The sequence below is a fragment of the Burkholderia pulmonis genome, from assembly GCF_984667975.1.
The window spans coordinates 2,036,525-2,052,351 of the sequence record NZ_OZ480186.1 but is presented as its reverse complement, the minus strand read 5'-3'; the positions used below and the strand labels follow the sequence as shown (position 1 = coordinate 2,052,351).

General features: G+C 65.4%; 16 protein-coding genes. 11 read left to right on the top strand and 5 right to left on the bottom strand.

Going from position 1 to position 15,827, the window contains the following annotated elements:
• Positions 1-2 precede the first annotated feature (2 nt).
• The 3 genes from AC5LXK_RS09475 to AC5LXK_RS09465 all read left to right on the top strand — a co-directional run bounded on the left by AC5LXK_RS09475 (position 3) and on the right by AC5LXK_RS09465 (position 2,857).
• The gene (locus tag AC5LXK_RS09475) at positions 3-929 is read left to right on the top strand and encodes a sugar kinase (RefSeq protein WP_493388627.1); all 927 of its coding nucleotides are present in this window, start codon (positions 3-5) and stop codon (positions 927-929) included.
• A gap of 90 nt (positions 930-1,019) precedes the next feature.
• Positions 1,020-1,562 (top strand): hypothetical protein, encoded by a 543-nt coding sequence (locus AC5LXK_RS09470; protein ID WP_493388626.1) that lies wholly within the window; start codon positions 1,020-1,022, stop codon positions 1,560-1,562.
• A gap of 113 nt (positions 1,563-1,675) precedes the next feature.
• Positions 1,676-2,857, top strand: coding sequence for a cystathionine beta-lyase (locus tag AC5LXK_RS09465; RefSeq protein WP_493388625.1), 1,182 nt, complete (start codon positions 1,676-1,678; stop codon positions 2,855-2,857).
• 87 nt (positions 2,858-2,944) lie between these two features.
• On the opposite strand, the gene serB is transcribed toward AC5LXK_RS09465, so the two are convergent.
• Together serB and AC5LXK_RS09455 are read right to left on the bottom strand one after the other, a co-directional pair.
• Positions 2,945-3,790, bottom strand: a complete 846-nt coding sequence (gene serB, locus AC5LXK_RS09460; protein WP_493388624.1) for a phosphoserine phosphatase SerB — start codon at positions 3,788-3,790, stop codon at positions 2,945-2,947.
• A gap of 169 nt (positions 3,791-3,959) precedes the next feature.
• On the bottom strand, positions 3,960-4,898 hold the full coding sequence (locus tag AC5LXK_RS09455; RefSeq protein WP_493388623.1) for a LysR family transcriptional regulator: 939 nt from the start codon (positions 4,896-4,898) through the stop codon (positions 3,960-3,962).
• Positions 4,899-5,022: 124 nt separating this feature from the next.
• On the opposite strand from AC5LXK_RS09455, the gene AC5LXK_RS09450 reads away from it, so the two are divergent.
• The 3 genes from AC5LXK_RS09450 to AC5LXK_RS09440 all read left to right on the top strand — a co-directional run bounded on the left by AC5LXK_RS09450 (position 5,023) and on the right by AC5LXK_RS09440 (position 7,411).
• Positions 5,023-6,039: a zinc-binding alcohol dehydrogenase family protein gene (locus tag AC5LXK_RS09450; protein ID WP_493388622.1), complete on the top strand. Its 1,017-nt coding sequence runs from the start codon at positions 5,023-5,025 to the stop codon at positions 6,037-6,039.
• A 105-nt stretch (positions 6,040-6,144) separates the two neighbouring features.
• On the top strand, positions 6,145-6,750 hold the full coding sequence (locus tag AC5LXK_RS09445; RefSeq protein WP_493388621.1) for a DUF6013 family protein: 606 nt from the start codon (positions 6,145-6,147) through the stop codon (positions 6,748-6,750).
• A 187-nt stretch (positions 6,751-6,937) separates the two neighbouring features.
• On the top strand, positions 6,938-7,411 hold the full coding sequence (locus AC5LXK_RS09440) for a PliI family lysozyme inhibitor of I-type lysozyme (RefSeq protein WP_493388620.1): 474 nt from the start codon (positions 6,938-6,940) through the stop codon (positions 7,409-7,411).
• Between the two features lie 28 nt (positions 7,412-7,439).
• Here AC5LXK_RS09440 and AC5LXK_RS09435 read toward each other — a convergent pair whose 3' ends face one another.
• The gene (locus AC5LXK_RS09435) at positions 7,440-8,243 is read right to left on the bottom strand and encodes an ABC transporter permease (protein ID WP_493388619.1); all 804 of its coding nucleotides are present in this window, start codon (positions 8,241-8,243) and stop codon (positions 7,440-7,442) included.
• Complete coding sequence (locus AC5LXK_RS09430; protein WP_493388618.1) at positions 8,240-8,941, bottom strand: ABC transporter ATP-binding protein; 702 nt, start codon at positions 8,939-8,941, stop codon at positions 8,240-8,242. The genes AC5LXK_RS09435 and AC5LXK_RS09430 overlap by 4 nt, the downstream gene beginning before the upstream one ends.
• Positions 8,942-9,093: 152 nt before the next feature.
• Between AC5LXK_RS09430 and AC5LXK_RS09425 the strand changes: the two genes are divergently transcribed.
• Entirely contained in the window at positions 9,094-11,391 is a 2,298-nt protein-coding gene (locus AC5LXK_RS09425) for an AsmA family protein (protein ID WP_493388617.1), read from the top strand.
• Between the two features lie 18 nt (positions 11,392-11,409).
• On the opposite strand, the gene AC5LXK_RS09420 is transcribed toward AC5LXK_RS09425, so the two are convergent.
• Positions 11,410-11,862, bottom strand: coding sequence for a lipocalin-like domain-containing protein (locus AC5LXK_RS09420; protein ID WP_493388616.1), 453 nt, complete (start codon positions 11,860-11,862; stop codon positions 11,410-11,412).
• A gap of 169 nt (positions 11,863-12,031) precedes the next feature.
• Here AC5LXK_RS09420 and AC5LXK_RS09415 point away from each other — a divergent pair, with 169 nt between their 5' ends.
• The 4 genes from AC5LXK_RS09415 (at position 12,032) to AC5LXK_RS09400 (ending at position 15,785) form a co-directional block, all read left to right on the top strand.
• Complete coding sequence (locus AC5LXK_RS09415) at positions 12,032-13,624, top strand: ABC-F family ATPase (protein WP_376712924.1); 1,593 nt, start codon at positions 12,032-12,034, stop codon at positions 13,622-13,624.
• Positions 13,625-13,885: 261 nt separating this feature from the next.
• Positions 13,886-14,626, top strand: a complete 741-nt coding sequence (locus tag AC5LXK_RS09410; RefSeq protein ID WP_493388615.1) for an abortive infection family protein — start codon at positions 13,886-13,888, stop codon at positions 14,624-14,626.
• A 59-nt stretch (positions 14,627-14,685) separates the two neighbouring features.
• Complete coding sequence (locus AC5LXK_RS09405; protein ID WP_493388614.1) at positions 14,686-15,216, top strand: hypothetical protein; 531 nt, start codon at positions 14,686-14,688, stop codon at positions 15,214-15,216.
• A gap of 233 nt (positions 15,217-15,449) precedes the next feature.
• Entirely contained in the window at positions 15,450-15,785 is a 336-nt protein-coding gene (locus AC5LXK_RS09400; RefSeq protein WP_493388613.1) for a hypothetical protein, read from the top strand.
• Positions 15,786-15,827: the final 42 nt, after the last annotated feature.

Sequence of the window (15,827 nt, the reverse complement as noted above, 5' to 3'; positions counted from 1 at the left end):
CGATGGCCGCTGCATTTCCGGAGATCCTCGCGCTCGGCGAGGCGATGATCGAGTTCAACCAGTCGCAGCCGGGCCGTCCTGAATTCCTGCAGGGCTTCGGCGGCGACACGTCGAACTTCTGCATCGCGGCGGCGCGCCAGGGCGCGTCGACGGGTTTCGTGTCGGCGATCGGTGACGATCCGTTCGGCCGCCTGCTGGCCGACATGTGGCGGGCGGAGCACGTCGACGCGACGTACGTGCGGATCGACCTCACGGCGCCGACCGGCGTGTATTTCGTCACGCACGGCGCCGACGGCCACCAGTTCGACTATCTGCGTGCGGGTTCCGCGGCGAGCCGCTATGCGGCGGGCGACCTGCCGCTCGATGCGCTGGCGGCCGCGAAGGCCGTGCACCTGTCGGGCATCAGCCTCGCGATCAGCACGTCTGCGTGCGACGCCGCATTCGCGGCGACCGACCACGCGCGTCGCCACGGCGCGAAGGTCAGCTTCGACACGAACCTGCGCCTGAAGCTGTGGCCGCTGCCGCGTGCCCGCGCGGTGATGCGCGAGGCGCTGCGTCAGACGGACATCTGCCTGCCGAGCTGGGACGACGTGACGGCGCTCACGGGTGCGAACGATCGCGACGCGATCGTCGACGCGATGCTCGAACACGGGCCGCAGGTCGTCGCGCTGAAGCTCGGCAAGGACGGCGCATATGTGGCGACGCCGAACGAGCGGCGCGTCGTGCCGGGCTTCGCGGTCGAGGCCGTCGATGCGACGGGCGCGGGCGACTGCTTCGGCGGCGCATTCGTCGCGCGGATCGTCGCGGGCGACGATCCGTTCACGGCCGCGCGTTATGCGAACGCGGCGGCGGCGCTGTCGACGACGGGCTACGGCGCGGTTGCGCCGATTCCGCATCGCGACGCGGTGGCGCGCCTGATGCAGGGCTGATGCGGCACGCGCACGCCGGCCACGGCCGCGTACGACGGGCAGCGCATCACCGCGATTTTCGAGCGAATCTGAAGCAAGGAGCAACACACGGTGGGTCGATATTCGGAATGGCGACGGGCGCTCGTCGTCGCGGGCGCGCTGGCGGCGGGCATCGCGATGCCGCGCGTGGTTGCGGCGCAGGCGGTTGCGCCGGGCGTGCAGCAGGATGAACCGGCGCCGGCGCGGCCGCTGAAGCCGAATCCCGAGTTTGCCCGCCTGCCGCGCTACGAAGGCACGCTCGGCGACCGGCCGATCGTCGTCCATCTCGGCCCGAAGACGGACGAGGAGGGGGTGCACGGCGAATACCAGTTCGCCGATACGGGCGAGGTCGTGCTGCTCGCGGGCGATCGCGACGGCGATACGCTCGAAATCGAGGAATCGAACGACGGGACGAACATCACGGGCGTGTGGGTCGGCCGCTTCGACGCGACGGGCGACCTGAAGGCCGACCGGATGAATTCGGACGAGTCGGACCCGCAGCCGGTCGTGCTGCGCCGGGCGCCGGGCAAGCGTGCGGCACTGCAGGTGCGCGACGGCCGCGTGCAGGAAATCGAGACGGTGGGCGGCGTCGTCAACCTGCGCACCGACGACTGAGCGCGTGCTGGCTCGGTGCGCGCGGCGCGCATTGTACCGGGCCAGTTGCGCCGATTTTGGCTAATCTAGCAACATACTCCGCAACCGAACGGCCTCGTGCCCGGCTCCCTGTCATGACTGCATCCACTCCCAAGCGCGCCCTGCAAACCCGCATCGTTCAACCCGACGACGTCATTCCGGAAGGTTTCCGGTCGTTCGTGCCGCCGGTCGCGCGTGCGTCGACGGTCGTGTTCCCCGATCTGGCGACGATGCGTGCGCTCGTCTGGCACAACGACAACCAGTGGCGCTACGGGCTGCACGCGACGCCAACGTCGCTCGCGCTCGCGCAGCGGCTCGCCGAGATCGAAGGCGGCACGCACGCGCTGCTGCAGCCGTCGGGTCTCGCGGCGATCATGAACGTCTACTTCGGGATCGTGAAAGCGGGCGACGACGTGCTGATCCCGGATAACGTGTACGGCCCGAACGCCGATTTCGGCAACTGGCTCGCAAAGGATTTCGGGATCACCGCGCGCTTCTACGATCCGCTGATCGGCGCCGGCATCGCCGACCTGATCCAGCCGAACACGCGGCTGATCTGGATCGAGGCGCCCGGTTCGGTGACGATGGAAGTGCCCGACGTGCAGGCGATCACGGCGGCCGCGAAGGCGCGCGGCATCGTCACTGCGATCGACAATACGTTCTCGGCCGGGCTCGCGTTCAAGCCGTTCGAGCACGGCGTCGACATTTCGGTGCAGGCGCTGACCAAGTACCAGTCGGGCGGCAGCGACGTGCTGATGGGCGCGACGATCACCGCGAACGCGGAGTTGCACGCGCAGCTGAAGCTCGCGCGGATGCGCTGCGGGATCGGCGTGTCGGTCGACGATTGCTCGCTCGTGCTGCGCAGCCTGCCGAGCATGCAGGTGCGCTTCGACGCGCACAGCAGGAGCGCGCTCGCGCTCGCACAATGGCTGAAGGCGCGGCCCGAGATCACGACGGTGCTGCACCCGCAGATCGCCGACTGTCCGGGGCACGCGTCGTTCATGCGAGATTTCACGGGCGCGGGCGGGTTGTTCTCGGTGGTGTTCGACGAACGCTACAGCGCGGAGCAGGTCGACCGCTTCGTCGAGTCGCTCGAGCTGTTCGCGATCGGCTGGAGCTGGGGCGGCGCGTGCAGCCTCGCGATGCCTTATGACGTCGCGTCGATGCGTCCGGACTGGCCGCATCGCGGCACGCTGGTGCGCTTCTATGTCGGCCTGGAAGACGAAGCCGACCTGCGCGCGGACATCGAGCGCGCGATGCAGGCCGCACTCGGCTGACCGCGGGCCGTCAAGGTCCCGCGGAAAAACGAAACGCCGGCGCGATGCCATATCGCGCCGGCGTTTTTCATGGGCGGTACCGAAGGATCAGAACAGCCGCAGCAGCCCGTCGAGACCGACGTGGTCGAACGCGACCGTCGCCGCGTCGCGCACGACGGGCTTCGCGTGGAACGCGACCGACAGCCCGGCTTCGGCCATCATCTTCAGGTCGTTCGACCCGTCGCCCATCGCGATCGCGCGGCGCGGCTCGAGGCCGAGCGACGCGCACGTCTCGCGCAGCAGGCGCGCCTTCACGTCGGCGTTGACGATCTCTCCGAGCACCTTGCCGGTGAGCTTGCCGTCGACGATCTCGAGCGTGTTCGCATGCGCGTAGTCGAGGCCGAGGCGTGCCTTCAGCCGCTCGGTGAAGAACGTGAAGCCGCCTGACACGAGCAGAGTCTTCATGCCGGCGGCCTTCACGCCGGCCAGCATCTTCTCGGCGCCCGGCGACAGTTGCAGCCGCTCCTCGTACACGCGCTCGAGCGCTTGCGCGTCGAGCCCGGCCAGCAACGCGACGCGGCGCGTGAGGCTTTCGTTGAAGTCGCGGATCTCGCCGCGCATCGATGCTTCGGTGATCTCCGCGACCTGCGTCTTGAGCCCGCAGAAATCGGCGATCTCGTCGATGCATTCGATCGTGATCAGCGTCGAATCCATGTCCATCACGGCGAGCCCGAAATCGCCGAGCGTGAGGCCGGCCTCGACGAACCCGAAGTCGAGCGCATGCGTGCCGCAGTACGCGTCGATGTCGAGGCGCTGCGCCGGGCTCGCGTTTTCGACGCGCAGCGCGTGATCGTCGGTCTGCACGATGCGGGTGCCGCGCGACAGCGCGAGCAGCGGTTTGTGATGGGCGTCCGACAGCGGCGCAAGACTCTGGATGACGAGATTGTGGGTCATGACGGGATGGTTGGGAGGCGAAGGAATGGCATGCGCGGCCGACGGGCGGCCGCCTGCGAACACGGGCCCCGTCCGGCTGCGGGCCATGGCGTCGCGAACGCGCCATTGTAGCCGGTTGGCCGCGCATCGCGACCGGGCCGGCTCGAAACCGTGCGCGGTACGGCGGTTGTCACCCGTTCGCGCGGTCCCAGTACGGCGGATCGCCGAAATGCTCGGCGAGGAACGCGATGAACGCGAGCGTTTTCAACGGCACGTGCGCGCGGCTCGGATAGACGCCCCAGATCGCGACCTCTTCGGCGAACGGATAGTCGTCGAGCACGGTGACGAGCGCGCCGCTCGCGAGCAGCGGGCCGACGTCCCAGGTCGACTTGATCGCGATCCCGAAGCCGTCGACGAGCGCCTCGCGGATCGCCTCGCCGTTGCTCGCGACGAGCCGGCCGCCGACCCGCACCGTCAGCGGGCCTTGCGGCGTCGTGAACGACCAGTCGCGCTGGTCGCCGAGAATCACGCACTCGTGCTGCGTCAGGTCGGCCGGATGGCGCGGCGTGCCGCGTTCGGCGAGATAGGCGGGCGAGCAGCACAGCACACGACGGTTCGCGGCGAGCTTGCGCGCGACGAGCGTCGAATCCTTCAGCGCGCCGAGGCGGATCGCGACGTCGTAGCCGTCGTCGACGAGATCGACGATCTCGTCGGACAGCCGCAGATCGAGCGACACCGACGGGTAGCGGCGCAGGAACGCGGGAATCACCGGTGCGACGTGCTGGCGGCCGAACGACGACGACATCGACACCTTCAGCCGTCCGTACGGCTCGCTGCGGCCATGGCCGACCGATGCGCGGGCGGCGTCGGCGGCCGACAGCAGCGCGTCGGCGCGCGCCATGAATACTTCGCCATCCTGCGTGAGGCTGATGCGGCGCGTGGTGCGGTGCAGCAGCCGTGCGCCGAGCTGGCGTTCGAGCTGCGCGATGCGCGCGCTCGCGACCGCGGCCGACACGCCGAATTCGCGCCCGGCCGCCGTGACGTTCGCGAGCAGCGCCGCGCGCACGAACAGCGCGACATCGAGCAGGTCGAGCGGTTTGTCGGGGGCGGGGATCGGATCGGGCGGCATTATTCTGAAAATCCTGAAAATGTTTCAGGAAATATAGCGGTTTTCTCGAAGGATCGGGTTGCCTACGATGACGTTCATGGGGCTGCGCCGCAGCCCGCCCGGATTCCCTGAAAGGAGTATCGAGATGAAAGCCGTCGGACTGACCCGTTATCTGCCGATCGATGACCCGCAAGCCCTGCTCGACGTCGAGCTGCCGCAGCCCGCGCCCGGCCCGCGTGACCTGCTCGTGAAGGTCGAGGCGATTTCCGTGAACCCGGTGGACACCAAGGTGCGCGCGCCGAAGCCGCAGGTCGAGGAGACCCCGCGCGTGCTCGGCTGGGATGCGGCCGGCACGGTGGTCGCGGTCGGCGCCGACGTCACGCTGTTCCGGCCCGGCGACGAAGTGTTCTACGCGGGCAGCATCACGCGGCCCGGCGCGAACAGCGAATTCCACGCGGTCGACGAACGGATCGCCGCACTGAAGCCGCGCACGCTCGACTTCGCGGCGGCGGCCGCGCTGCCGCTCACCGCGCTGACCGCGTGGGAAGCGCTGTTCGACCGGCTGCACGTGTCGCCGCAGGGCGCGGACGCCGGCAAGTCGGTGCTGATCATCGGCGGCGCGGGCGGCGTGGGATCGATCGCGATCCAGCTCGCGAAGACGCTCGGCAAGCTGCACGTGATCGCGACCGCGTCGCGGCCGGCATCGGCCGAATGGGTGCGCTCGCTGGGGGCCGATGCGGTGGTCGACCATTTCGGCGACCTGCCGGCGCAGTTGCGCGAGCTCGGCCATCCGAACGTCGATTACGTGCTGATGTTCAACGACACGGACCGTCATTTCCCTGCCGCCGCGGAAGTAATCCGGCCGCAGGGCGGCATTTGCACGATCGTCGAGAACGAGAAGCCGGTGCCGGTCGAACTGCTGAAGGCGAAGAGCGCCGCGTTTCACTGGGAATTCATGTTCACGCGTGCGATGTTCGAGACGCCGGACATGATCGAGCAGCACCGGATCCTCGGCGAAGTCGCGCGGCTCGTCGACGGCGGCACGCTGCGCACGACGCTCGGCGAACAGCTCGGCACGATCAATGCCGCGAACGTGCGGCGTGCGCACCAGCTGCTCGAAGCCGGACGCGCGATCGGCAAGCTCGTGCTGAGCGGCTTCTGAGCCGATAGCACGTGTAAGGTTGCGACGCCGCGAACGCAAGCGGGGTAACACCCGATGCGTTTGCGGCGCATTGCGTCCCGCTTGGCGGTAGACTGGCAGCGCATCATGCATCGAAAACCGCGCGGCACGCGCGTGCCGCCGCATTACAAGGAGGTCAGCATGAGCCAGCGCAGCTTGTCAGTCGCCGCATCGTGGTCGGTCGTGCTTGTGGCGGCGTGCGTCAGCGCGAGCGTATTCGCGGCGCCGCCGGTCAAGGGCAGCCTGAAGGGCGGCGGTACCGGACAGCTCGAATACACCGTCAAGGTCGATTCGAAGACCTTTGGCAACACGCAGGAGACCCGCAAGATCCGCTCGGGCGAGACGGACGATTTCAACTGGAAGTCGGTGCCGCCGAGCGGTGCGGTCGCGATGCCGGACGGTTGTCCGAACGCGGACAGCCTGCCGCGCGACGAGAACGGTGCGATGGTGCGCCAGACCCAGGTGCGGCTCGCCCCGTCGGTCGATGCGAAGGGTGTCGCCAACGTGCAGATGAGCTTCCAGGCGGCCGCGCCGAAGGGTACGCGCAGTGTGACGGCCGGCGGCAAGTCGCTGCAGTGCCCGGACGTCGTGTCGGTGAGCCAGGTGAAGTGGGTGTCGATTCCGACCAACGGCGGCTCGAAGGTCGTGACGATGAGCGACGGCACGAAGGTGACGGTGTCGATCAAGCATTGAGTGGCGCGCGCGGGCCGGCGTTTCGTCCGGTGCGCGCGCAACGGATTCAGGCGGCACGTGTGGATCGTGCCGCCGTTGTGATGTCTTCCGGCTACCCCTTCGCGGCAGCGGTGCGTGACGTCGTGCAGATCACGTCATGCCTGCCCGCATCCTTTTCCCGTTCTTTTCCTTCCGTCACGGCACCCCGATGAAACGCCGAATGCGTATGTTGCTGCCCGTCGTTGCTTTCGTCGCCGCGCATGCCCATGCGGCCGACGATTGCAGTTTCGTGAAGAAAGTGGAACTACCGTCGCGGCAGCAGGTGGCGGTCGTATCGAGCGGCGCACTCGAGCCGTGCTCGACCGGCAGCTACGCGGTGCGCGTCTATTCGACCGCGCATGCCGCGCCGGGCTTCGATACCGACGACTACGTGACGGGCACGCTGCATGCGCGCGACGGCACGATCTCCGATGCGTACACGGCCGACCTCGGCGCACGCATGCCGCAGGCACTCGTCGTGACGACGCGCTCGGCCGGCAGCGGCGGCTATGTCGGCGCACAGGCCTATGTGACGACGCCGCGCGCGGTGCGGCTCGTCGCGTCGGTCGACGGTCTCGCACCCGATGCCGACATCGCGGCTGCGTTGCGGCAGGCGCTCGGCAAGCGACACAGCGCGCGCTGACACGCGCACCGCGTGCCGCTTCCGCGTGTCAGTGCGCGCGCTCTTCGAGCCGTGACGCGAGAAAGCGGTGGTCGGCCGAGAACAACCGCCGATAGGTCATCAATACCGCGCCGACGGTGCCGAGCGCGGATGCCGCGGCGATCAGGAACATGATCACGATCTGGTAGCGCACGGCCTGCAGCGGCGACTGGCCGGCCAGCACCTGGCCCGTCATCATCCCCGGCAGGCTCACGACGCCGACGACGGCCATCTGGTTCAACGTCGGCAGCATGCCCGCGCGCACGGCCTGGCGCGCGGCGTCCTGCGCGGCTTCCCAGCGTGTCGCGCCGAGCGCGAGCGCGGTCTCGACACGATCGCGACGCGCCGTCAGTTCTTCCATCATCCGTTCGACGCCGAGCGACACGCCCGTCAGCGTATTGCCGAGAATCATCCCGAGGATCGGGATCGCGTATTGCGGCGCGTACCACGGATGGATGCGGATCACGACGAACAGCCCGACCGCCGCGACGAACCAGCTGCTGAACCAGATCGACGCGATGCTGTCGATGCGCTGGCCGCGGTACGTGCGTTTGCCGCGGCCAGCACCGGCGAAGCCGGCGATCAGCGTCATCAGCGCGGTGAGCGGCAGCACGACGTACCAGTGCGGATGGCCGAACACCCAGCCGAGCACGTAGCCGATCGCGAGCAACTGCACGACGGTGCGCACGGATGCGAGCGCAAGCTTGCGACCGAGGCCGAGCGACAGTGCCGCCGAGATCGCGCCGTTGACGGCGACGAGCGCGGCGGCGATGCCGACGTCGATGAGGCTCAGGTCCTGCAGTGCCGGGCTCATTGCGCAGCCTCCGTCGGTTTCGCGACGTGCATGACACCGGCCTGCATCACGAGCCGCATCGTGCCGATGCGCGCGGCCTGGGCCGGATCGTGCGAGATCCACATGTATGCGCGTGCGTCGGGTGCCGCATCGAACCACGCACCGACGAGCGCTTCGATCGCGCGCGCCGATTCGGGGTCGAGCGCGGAGGTCGGCTCGTCGAGCAGCAGCACGTCGGGATCGAGCTGCAGCACGCGCAGCAGCGCGGCGATCTGCGCTTCGCCGCCGGACAGGTCGCTCGCGCGCTTGTCGAGAAAGTCGGGGCCGCGGCCGGCCTGCGCGGCGAGCGCTTCGGCGCGTGCGCGATCGAACGCGACGTCGCGATAGATCGCGAGCGAATACGGGTAGCGCAGTTGCGATTCGACGGTGCCGTCCATCTGCGCCGGACGCTGGCGGACGTACGCGACGCTGCGCCGGTAGTGCGGGATCGCACTGCGCCGGATCCGGCTGCCATGCCACAGGATGTGGCCGCCGTCGAGCGGATCGAGCAGCGCGAGCGTACGCAGCAGCACGCTCTTGCCCGATCCGGACGGCCCGGTGATAGCAATTCGCGATCCCGCTGCGAGGCTGAAGTCGGTCGGCGCCAGCAGCGTCTTGCCGCTGCTGGCGTCGCGCCGTGTAATGCGCTGCGCATCGATGAGGCCGGTGGGGGCTGTCATGTCACAAATGAAAAAAAGCGTTAATGGCGCCGAAACGTCACCACGGCGTGCGTCATAATACCGATTGAAAAGCCGCGGGTGTCGTGCGCCGTTCGTCCACGCAAGCGGCCCGGCATGGTGCGGCAACACTTCAGAACAACAACGGAACCGCCATGACGCTAACCCGAGCCATCGGCAAATCGGCTGCATGGATCGTCGGTATCGTCGCGGTACTTATCGCGGCGGCCGGCGTCTTTCTCTTCACGTTCGACTGGAACCGCGCGAAGCCGTGGGTCAACGAACAGGTGAGTGCCGCACTCGGCCGCCCGTTCGCGATCAACGGCGATCTCAAGGTCGGCTGGCGTCGCCCCGACGGCGAGACCGGCTGGCGCGCATGGGTACCCTGGCCGAGCTTTTCGGCCACGCAGCTGGAGATCGGCAACCCCGACTGGGCGAAGACGCCCAAGTTCGTCACGCTCGATGCCGCGCACTTCGATCTCGCGATCCTGCCGTTGCTCGCGCATGAAATCGTGATCCCGTCGATCGACGTCGTGAATCCGGCCGTCGATCTCGAGCGGCTCGCCGACGGCAGCAACACGTGGACCTTCCAGTTCAAGCAATCGTCGCAGCCGTCGCCGTGGAAGGTGCGGCTCGACAGCTTCGGCTTCGCGAAGGGTACCGTCACGTATCGCGACGCAATCACGAAGGCCGACCTGACCGTCGCGATCGATACGCTCGGGCAGCCGATTCCGCTCGGCGACGTGCTGAAGGAGCAGGAGCAGACGTCGCGCGCGGCATCGGCGCAGCGTGTCGGCAAGCGCGGCGCCGCGCAGTTGAGCGCGAAGGCCAATGCGGAAGCCGCGTCGAGTGCATCGGCGGCGAGTGCGGCGGCGTCCTCGGGCGCGTCGGCTGCGGCTTCGGTTGCTTCGGCGGATTCCGGTGGGTCCGGTGCGTCCGCTTCTTCGGCGGCTTCCGCATCGACGGCTGCCGCCGTATCCGGCGCAAGCGGGGCTGCCGCGCCCGCGAAGCCGTCCGGCCCGACCTATGCGTTCGGGCTGAAGGTCGACGGCCGCTACAAGAACGTGCCGATCAACGGGACCGGCAAGCTCGGCGGCGTGCTCGCGATCCAGGATGCGTCGCGGCCGTTTCCGCTGCAGGCCGACGTGAAGGCCGGCGACACGCGGCTCGCGATCGTCGGCACGCTGACCGATCCGACGCATCTCGCGGCGATCGACCTGCGGCTGTGGCTGCAGGGCACGTCGATGTCGCATCTTTACCAGCTCACCGGCATCACGCTGCCCGATACGCCGCCTTACGCGACCGAGGGGCGATTGATCGGCAACTTCAAGCCGCACGCGAGCACGTTCCGCTACGAAAACTTCAACGGCCGTGTCGGCGGCAGCGATCTCGGCGGCACGCTCACCTACGCGCAGCGCGAGCCGCGGCCGAAGCTGTCCGGCGAACTCGTGTCGAACCTGCTGCAGTTCTCCGATCTCGCACCGGTGATCGGTGCGGACACGGCCGCGAGCAAGGCCAAGCGCGGCGACACGACGCGTCAGCCGGCGGGCCGCGTGCTGCCGGTCGAGACGTTCCGGACCGACCGCTGGCGTGCGCTCGACGCGGACGTCAAGTTCACGGGCCGCAAGCTGGTCAAGAGCTCGAGCCTGCCGATCACGAACCTGTACACGCACATCGTGATGCAGGACGGCGTGCTGTCGCTCGAGCCGCTGCAGTTCGGCGTGGCGGGCGGCACGCTCGCGACGACCGCGCATCTCGACGGCAGCGGCGCGCCGCTGAAGGGCCGCTTCACGGTGGCCGCGCGGCACCTGAAGCTCAAGCAGCTGTTCCCGACGCAGAAGGTCATGCAGTCGGCGCTCGGCGAAATCAACGGCGACGCATCGCTGTCGGCCACCGGCAACTCGCCGGCCGCGCTTGCCGCGACGTCGACCGGTGAAGTGAAGGCGCTCGTGACGGATGGCCGCATCAGCCGCCTGCTGATGGAGGCGGCCGGGCTGAACGTGGCCAACGTGGTCTACGAGAAGCTGTTCGGCAACAACGACGTGAAGATCAACTGCGCGGCGATCGACTTCGTCGCGACCAACGGCATGCTCGATCCGAAGGTGTTCGCGCTCGATACCGACGACGCGCTGATCAACGTCGACGGCCCGATCAACCTGCGCGACGAATCGCTCGACCTGAAGATCCATCCGCATACGAAGGGTTTCCGGATCTTCTCGCTGCGCTCGCCGCTGTATGCGAAGGGCACGTTCAAGGATCCGAAGGTCGGCGTCGATGCGGGCGCACTTGCGCTGCGTGCCGGCGCAATGATCGGGCTCGGGCTGATCAACCCGTTCGCGGCGCTGATCCCGCTGATCGCGCCGAGCAACAACCGCGACGTGCCGTGCTCGGAGCTGTTCGGGCAGATCAACGCGAAGGCCGCGCAAAAGGCGGCCGCGAAGGCCGGCAAGTAACGCGCGTCGGCGGGCGCGTCAGCGGCCCGCGCGCGCCCAGAGCAGCACGGCTTCGACTTCCCGGCCGCCGATCCGCACCGGGGCGGCGGGGCCGAGCTGCAGGCGATCGCCGTCGAGCACGGCGATCCGCTGCTGGACGTTGCCGATCCAGTTCGGGAACAGGCTGACGTCCATTTCGTGGGTCAGCGTGCCGTCGTCCGCCACCTTGAAAGGGCCGGAGTAGGCGATGTAGCCGCGGGCGGCGGTCGCGCATTCTGCGTCGGTACCACGGTGCAGGTCGCCGTCCGCGTAGGGCGGCCGGCCGGCGGCCATCAGCTGGGCCGACATGTAGCCGTCCGGCGTATAGAGGATCCAGCCGCGCGCGTCGCGGCCGAGCGGATAGGCGACCGCGCTGCCGTCGCGCGGGCGGACTTCGTAGGACACGAGGCGCCATGCGCCGACGAGTTGTTCGCGAAGCTGGCTGGCAGTCATGCAGGATTCCGGTGGGCGGCGGTGGGGCGCTTGCCGTCGTGTTGGCGGGCCGCCGGGCGGAGGGCCGGATGGCCTGGAATACGGTGTCCGGGCGGTGCGGTCGGCAGTTTCTCCGACACCTGCTAAAATACACGGTTTTCCGTCGATTTCTCTCTTAACGGGACCTGCCGTGCTTTCTACTGCCAACATCACGATGCAATTCGGGCCAAAGCCCCTGTTCGAGAATATCTCGGTCAAATTCGGCGAGGGCAACCGCTACGGTCTGATCGGCGCAAACGGCTGTGGCAAGTCGACGTTCATGAAGATCCTCGGCAGCGACCTCGAGCCGAGCGCCGGCAACGTCGCGCTGGAGCCGAACGTCCGCCTGGGCAAGCTGCGCCAGGACCAGTTCGCATACGAAGACGTGCGCGTGCTCGACGTCGTGATGATGGGCCACACCGAAATGTGGGCCGCCATGACCGAGCGTGACGCGATCTACGCGAACCCGGAAGCCACCGACGACGACTACATGCACGCGGCCGAGCTCGAAGGCAAGTTCGCCGAATACGGCGGCTACGATGCCGAGGCGCGCGCGGGCGCGCTGCTGCTGGGCATCGGTATCGAGGAGAAATTCCACACCGGCACGATGAGCGACGTTGCGCCGGGCTGGAAGCTGCGCGTGCTGCTCGCGCAGGCGCTGTTCTCGAAGCCGGACGTGCTGCTGCTCGACGAACCGACCAACAACCTCGACATCAACTCGATTCGTTGGCTCGAGCAGACGCTCAACGAGTACAACTCGACGATGATCATCATTTCGCACGATCGTCACTTCCTGAACTCGGTGTGTACGCACATGGCCGACATGGACTTCGGTACGCTGAAGGTCTGGCCGGGCAACTACGACGACTACATGCTCGCATCGGCGCAGGCGCGCGAGCGTCAGGCCGCGGCGAATACGCGTGCGAAGGAGCGCGTGGCCGAACTGCAGGACTTCGTGCGCCGCTTCTCGGCGAACAAGTCGAAGGCCCGCCAGGCAACCAGCCGTGCGAAGCAGATCGACAAGATCAAGATCGAGGAATTCAAGCCGTCGTCGCGACAGAACCCGTTCATCCGCTTCGAGTTCGAGAAGAAGCTGCACAACGTCGCGGTGGTTGCCGAGGACATCACGAAGAAGTACGAGCGCACGATCTTCCAGAACTTCAACCTGTCGGTGCAGCCGGGTGAACGCATTGCGATCATCGGCGAGAACGGTGCAGGCAAGACGACGCTGCTGCGCTCGCTGCTCGGCGCGCTGGCGCTGGAGCACGGCACGGTGAAGTGGTCCGAGAACGCGAATGTCGGCTACATGCCGCAGGACACGTACGAGGAGTTCCCGAAAGACATCACGCTGATGGACTGGATCGACCAGTACCGCAAGGACGGCGACGACGAAACGATGGTGCGCGGCACGCTGGGCCGCCTGCTGTTCTCGTCGGACGACATCAAGAAGTCGGTGAAGGTGCTGTCGGGCGGCGAGAAGGGCCGCATGATCTGGGGCAAGCTGATGCTCGGCCGCCACAACGTGCTGCTGATGGACGAGCCGACCAACCACATGGACATGGAGTCGATCGAGTCGCTGCAGATCGCGCTCGAGCAGTTCGAAGGCACGCTGATCTTCGTGTCGCATGACCGCGAATTCGTGAGCGGGCTGGCGAACCGGATCATCGAAGTGAAGACGGACGGTCACTTGTTCGACTTCGGCGGCAATTACGAGGAGTTCCTGACGAGTCAGGGGCAGGAGTAAAAATCTCCCGTTTGTCCCAAGACCACCGTTCATGTGTCCCGGATTGTCCCACGGAATTGTCCCGTTGGGACAAGGCCTCTACCGCACACTAGAAACTCACCGCTGAGCGCTTAGGGCGTACTGGTATAAATATGAAGGGCCCACATCGGCTGTTTGTCGGTGTGGGCCCTTCTTTTTTGAGCTTGTGCGCTTTCATCGAGTAGTACTATTTCGAGTACAGTTGAACATCCACGAAACATAAGAACTAACCAAGGAGCGGGTGTGAGCGACGAAGCATTCGATGCGATCGAAGGACTACAAAATCATCTTATCAATGTCGCCACCGGTGGTGTCGGACGAGACCCAGACTACAGGTCCGAACGGACATATCTGCTGGAACGACCGGGCCTAGCCCATTTGGTCCCTCGATTCGTCAAAACATGTCGCTCTACCGGCGAATTTTGGCAGTTCATAAAGCATAAGTTTCCGACGTACCAAGAGCGTCGAACATATATTTGGGATGAATTTCGACCGCTACTGGATTACCTGGAGGCAGGCGGCAACGCGCCAGCCGATCTAATCGTATTTGCTGCAATTGACAAGTTTGATGCGCAGTACATAAAGAACGTTTGGACTAAAGCACTAGAACGGCGCGAGACGGACCCAGAAGGGGCTATTACAAGTGCTCGGACTCTCCTGGAGAGCGTATGTAAGCATATTCTTGATGAGACGGCTACGGAGTATCCTGAGACGCCAGAACTCAACAAGCTATATGGGCTGACGGCAAAAGCTCTTAATCTCTCGCCTAGTCAGCATACGGAACCCGTCTTCAAACAGATTCTTGGTGGGTGTACATCCGTTGTGGAGGGACTCGGTGCTGTTCGCAATCGCCTAGGCGATTCTCACGGGAAGGGAAAGGTTGCGGTGAAACCTGCCCCGAGGCATGCGGAACTTGCTGTGAATCTCGCTGGGTCGGTGGCGCTGTTTCTCTTGGCTACTCTTGAATCTCGGTCGCGAAAATGATTTGTTGAGTGTTGAGGAAGTGAAGTATTGAATTCTGATGACATATCTGGAGAATCCATATGAATAACGATGATCCACTTGACGATCCTCAGTATATTGAGTTTCGGAAGCGTTACGATGCGTTGCCGTATTCCCAAAACAAAAGGCTGGCTCATGTTGTTTCGGCACATTTAGTTGCTGAGCATTTCATTGATGGATTGCTTGAAAAGAGCTATCCCGGACTCCCGTTTTCTGAGCTTCGGCTGTCATTTGAGAAGAAAATTAAATTATTGGAGCCATCACTTCATCCACACCTTCCGGAGATGATTTCTGCGTTGAAGGTGCTGGGGAATGTGAGGAATCGCATTGCGCACAACTTGCATGAAAACATTGCGCCAATCGACGTGGCACCGTTAGCTATCGCCATCAAGCGATTACCATTCGCCCCTGATATTGACGAAAACTCCGTATCCTCGGTGGTTGAGGCATTTGCGCGGCACGTGGCGATGCTCAGCGATGTTGCATGTATCACGCTTGATGGGTTTGGGCCATACGGTGTGATTGGCTTCCGCGTGGCGATGGCAAAACAAGACGCAAGCAACAAGGGTTAGCTTGGGCTGGGCAGTTGCGGCCGAGCGGTCTCAAATGTTGGCCGGAAAAATGTCAGAGGGTGTCTGATAAAGTCCCGCCGCGAAATTCCCCCCGGTGACCCTCCCGATTCTCGCGAGCGCGCCGCCATGATGCGCGTCAGATAGCGCGCGTGATTCCTGACGCGGGTACATGCGTTTCTCCAGCGTAGAACGACGTATGATGGCTAAACCCCATATGAACTAATCAAAAGACTATGGCGTTCCACCATCTCGACCGATATGCCCGTGACAACGAAGCCACGAAGGCAATCTTCGAACACTTTCGGAATGTGATTACCGCAGCGGCCGTAGGTGCGGCTGGTGCGTGGCTTACCAAACATGCAGCACTCAACTCTTTCCGTGGGTTTGTGAACTTCGTAAGCGGCGCAATGCTCGGGTTCATTTCATTTGGCTTGATTTGGATAGTTATCACCAACGCAAGCTACAGACTCGCTGCCGCAGGATTCTCGAAAAAATGGGCACTAGCTCTCTGGGGCGGATATTGCGCCTTTGCGATTACGGGCTTGCTGTCCTATGCGAATGGACATTGAGGGAGTTGTCCAAAATCGTTCCCTTTCGGACATGAGCTGTCA

Excerpts from the sequence above, each read along its gene's own strand:
- AC5LXK_RS09420 (WP_493388616.1), bottom strand. The coding sequence starts at position 11,862 with ATGACTGCCAGCCAGCTTCGCGAACAACTCGTCGGCGCATGGCGCCTC.
- AC5LXK_RS09475 (WP_493388627.1), top strand. The coding sequence starts at position 3 with ATGGCCGCTGCATTTCCGGAGATCCTCGCGCTCGGCGAGGCGATGATC.
- AC5LXK_RS09450 (WP_493388622.1), top strand. The coding sequence starts at position 5,023 with ATGAAAGCCGTCGGACTGACCCGTTATCTGCCGATCGATGACCCGCAA.
- AC5LXK_RS09465 (WP_493388625.1), top strand. The coding sequence starts at position 1,676 with ATGACTGCATCCACTCCCAAGCGCGCCCTGCAAACCCGCATCGTTCAA.
- AC5LXK_RS09455 (WP_493388623.1), bottom strand. The coding sequence starts at position 4,898 with ATGCCGCCCGATCCGATCCCCGCCCCCGACAAACCGCTCGACCTGCTC.
- AC5LXK_RS09400 (WP_493388613.1), top strand. The coding sequence starts at position 15,450 with ATGGCGTTCCACCATCTCGACCGATATGCCCGTGACAACGAAGCCACG.
- AC5LXK_RS09425 (WP_493388617.1), top strand. The coding sequence starts at position 9,094 with ATGACGCTAACCCGAGCCATCGGCAAATCGGCTGCATGGATCGTCGGT.
- serB (WP_493388624.1), bottom strand. The coding sequence starts at position 3,790 with ATGACCCACAATCTCGTCATCCAGAGTCTTGCGCCGCTGTCGGACGCC.
- AC5LXK_RS09445 (WP_493388621.1), top strand. The coding sequence starts at position 6,145 with ATGCATCGAAAACCGCGCGGCACGCGCGTGCCGCCGCATTACAAGGAG.
- AC5LXK_RS09405 (WP_493388614.1), top strand. The coding sequence starts at position 14,686 with ATGAATAACGATGATCCACTTGACGATCCTCAGTATATTGAGTTTCGG.
- AC5LXK_RS09435 (WP_493388619.1), bottom strand. The coding sequence starts at position 8,243 with ATGAGCCCGGCACTGCAGGACCTGAGCCTCATCGACGTCGGCATCGCC.
- AC5LXK_RS09440 (WP_493388620.1), top strand. The coding sequence starts at position 6,938 with ATGAAACGCCGAATGCGTATGTTGCTGCCCGTCGTTGCTTTCGTCGCC.
- AC5LXK_RS09430 (WP_493388618.1), bottom strand. The coding sequence starts at position 8,941 with ATGACAGCCCCCACCGGCCTCATCGATGCGCAGCGCATTACACGGCGC.